Below are 2,766 nucleotides of genomic sequence, written 5' to 3' on the forward strand. Positions count from 1 at the left end.
ATGCAGGGATTCGGTCTGCCACAGCACGTCGAACCATTGGGTGGTGAAGCCGGTCAGCGGAAAGGAAATGATCGTGGCATCGTTGAAGGCAAACATCGGCAGCAGGATCACTGGCGCGTAGAGAAACACCATGTAGGCAACGGCGTAGAGTGCCAGCCATTTGGCCGAAAGACCTTTTAAGGCGGATTTCATTGCACTTTGCCTCCAAACCGTTTGCCAAGAAGGAAAATCACTGCGCTGATGCTGGCTACGATCAGCATTGATGTGATTGCCAGCGCAGCCCCCAGCGGCGCGTTGTTTGCCTTGCCGAATTGAATCTGGATCATGTTGGCGATCATCAGCCCGTCGGTGCCGCCAACCAGTTTCGGGGTGATGAAATCGCCGATGGTCGGGATCAGCACGATCAGGGTGGAGGCGACCACACCGGGCATTGCCAAGGGCAGGGTGATCCGGAAGAACCGCCGCACCGGCCCGTCGCCCAGGTCTTCCGCCGCCTCCAGCAGCGAGCGGTCGATTTTCTCAAGCGCCACGAAAATCGGCAGGATCGCAAAGGGCGCCCAGGCGTGCGCCAGAGTCAGCACCACGGCGTTGGCATTGTAGAGCAGGAAGGTCAGTGGCTCGTCGATGATGCCCAATCCCGTGAATGCTGTGTTCAGCACACCGTTGTAGCCCAGGATGACTTTCCACAGGAACACCCGCAGCAGATAGCTGGTCCAAAAGGGCACGGTGATCAGGAACAGCCACAGCGCTTTGCGCTGCTTGACGTGAAAGGACAGGTAATAGGCGATCGGAAACGCCAGACCCACGGTCACCGCCGTGACGATCAGCGAGATATTCAGCGAGCGGAGCAGCAGCGCACGGTAGATTGGCTTGGTCCAGGCCTCGCGGTAGTTGTCCAGCGTGAGTGTGGTGTCGAGATCCAGATAGTTCTGGGTCCAGAAGCTGAACGTCAGCACCATCACCAGCGGTGCGGCCAGCATCAGCAGCGAATAGAGCAATGTCGGGCTGATCAATGCGAGGCCCTGGCGCCTCTCTCCGGTTAACATTCCTGGCTCCTCCTGGCCGGTTTTCAAGGCGCCGCCGGTGCTGAGGCGGCGCCCGCACTCATGTGCTGCCCTGCTGCGCGAGCAGTGCGGCGTTGCGGGCTTGCAGCTGCCCAGATTCCGGTTCGTCATGCTCCAGAACCGGAAACAGCTTGCGCAGCTCATCGTGGTAGCTGCGCACGCCGTGCTCCAAATCCGACAGGATCACGCCATCATAGCCGCTGGAGAAGGCCGCCTCCCAGCACCATTCGATCAGCTGCTCGTCCTCTTTTGAAGTGATCCGGTCGATCCGCCCGCTGAGGTAGCGCGCAGCGCGCAGCTGCCGGTCCTCGGAGGGCCGTTTGTAACAGGCGGCACGCTGGATGGTGCGGCCGTTTTCCACCGGAAACTCGTGGTAGAAGATCACCGAGTCCGGGTAGATGCCGAACACCAGGTTGGGGAACAGCCCAAGATAGAGCCAGGCTGCCTGATGTTCCTCGTCCAGCCCATCGGCTTTGGGCAGCAGCTTTTTGTAGTTGCGCACGCTCCACAGCCGCCCGTTACCGGGACGGAAGGCGCCGAATGACCGTGCAGCGCCGTTACTGAAAGGCTGATCGTCATAGTTGCTGCCAAAAAGATCATGCAGGCCCGGGTGCGCCAGCGGCACATGATAGCCTTCGTTGTCCACATCGCGGACGCATTTCCAGTTTGCGGCAATTTCAGTGGCGCTGATCCCGTTCCCGTCCGGCAGAAGGTCTGCCAGGCCGTAAGGCGCCAGCTCCGCCTCGAACTGCGCCATCACTTCGGACACCGCGGGCTGCGGTCCCGGCTTGAAGCGCACAAAGACAAAACCGTGCCAGATGTCCATCTCGACCGGTTTCAGCCCCCATTCCTGCGGATCCAGATCCGGCAGGGTTTCGGGCCGTGCCGCACCGCGCAGGGTGCCATCCAGATTGAAAGCCCAGCCGTGGAACGGACAGATGATGGCGTTTTTGCAATGGCCCTTGTCTTCAGCCACGACACGGCTGCCCCGATGGCGGCAAAGATTGTGAAATGCGCGCACTGCGCCGTCTTTCCCCCGCACCACCAGGGCACGCTCACCGGTGAAATCCGCGGCCATGAAATCGCCGGGCTCCGGCACATCATTGACGTGGCAGACAAGCTGCCAATGACGGCGGAATAATAGCTCCTTTTCTTCTTCCAGAAGTTCCGGATTGGTATAGCTCCACGCAGGCAATCCAGTACGGCCGGCTCTCGGATCAGATTTAAACAGCACGTCGTCCTTCATGTGGGTCTCCTTCCCTCTGACCGGAATCCGTAGCATTTTTTATTTAAGCGCTCAAACAAAAAATTTTTGCCGGGATTTGCATTCGTGGCTGGACAAAGCAGGAATCCGGCCTCAAATTTGAGCGGTCACTCAAACGTCGAGGGGAGAAGCAATGCGCCGCGCGAGAAGCCGCAGAAGACCCGCCGCCTCCGTTGCAGCACCTGTCAGCAAGGGCCCGCACTCGCTGGCCACGCCTGCCTACGCGCCGCTTACGCAGGCGCAGGTGGACCGGGTCGTGGACACGGCGATTGAGTTGCTGGCTACCTCCGGCGTGGTATTCGAACCTGGCGGCGAAGCGGACACCCTGCTGCGCGGTGCCGGCTGCACGCTGTCGGATGAGGTGATCCTGTCGGATTTGGAGCACGGCGTGCGCAGCTACCACGATGAGCTGCGCAAGCTGTTTCCGGTTCTGGAGCA

Annotated in this window: 3 protein-coding genes and 1 pseudogene; 1 reads left to right on the top strand and 3 read right to left on the bottom strand. The window is 60.3% G+C overall.

Features of this window, described 5'->3' with window-relative positions; genetic code table 11:
* From A2I95_RS30065 to A2I95_RS30075, 3 genes and pseudogenes are all read right to left on the bottom strand, one after another.
* Positions 1 to 192, bottom strand: a pseudogene (locus tag A2I95_RS30065) (ABC transporter permease); the annotation flags it as partial.
* Positions 189 to 1,046, bottom strand: a complete 858-nt coding sequence (locus A2I95_RS30070) for an ABC transporter permease (RefSeq protein WP_027256000.1) — start codon at positions 1,044 to 1,046, stop codon at positions 189 to 191. The gene A2I95_RS30070 and the pseudogene A2I95_RS30065, both read right to left, overlap by 4 nt.
* A 58-nt stretch (positions 1,047 to 1,104) precedes the next feature.
* Positions 1,105 to 2,310: an aromatic ring-hydroxylating dioxygenase subunit alpha gene (locus A2I95_RS30075; protein ID WP_291735773.1), complete on the bottom strand. Its 1,206-nt coding sequence runs from the start codon at positions 2,308 to 2,310 to the stop codon at positions 1,105 to 1,107.
* Between the two features lie 151 nt (positions 2,311 to 2,461).
* On the opposite strand from A2I95_RS30075, the gene A2I95_RS30080 reads away from it, so the two are divergent.
* On the top strand, positions 2,462 to 2,766 hold a 305-nt coding region (locus A2I95_RS30080), incomplete at its 3' end, for a hypothetical protein (RefSeq protein ID WP_291735774.1).

This window comes from Leisingera sp. F5, from assembly GCF_001593695.1.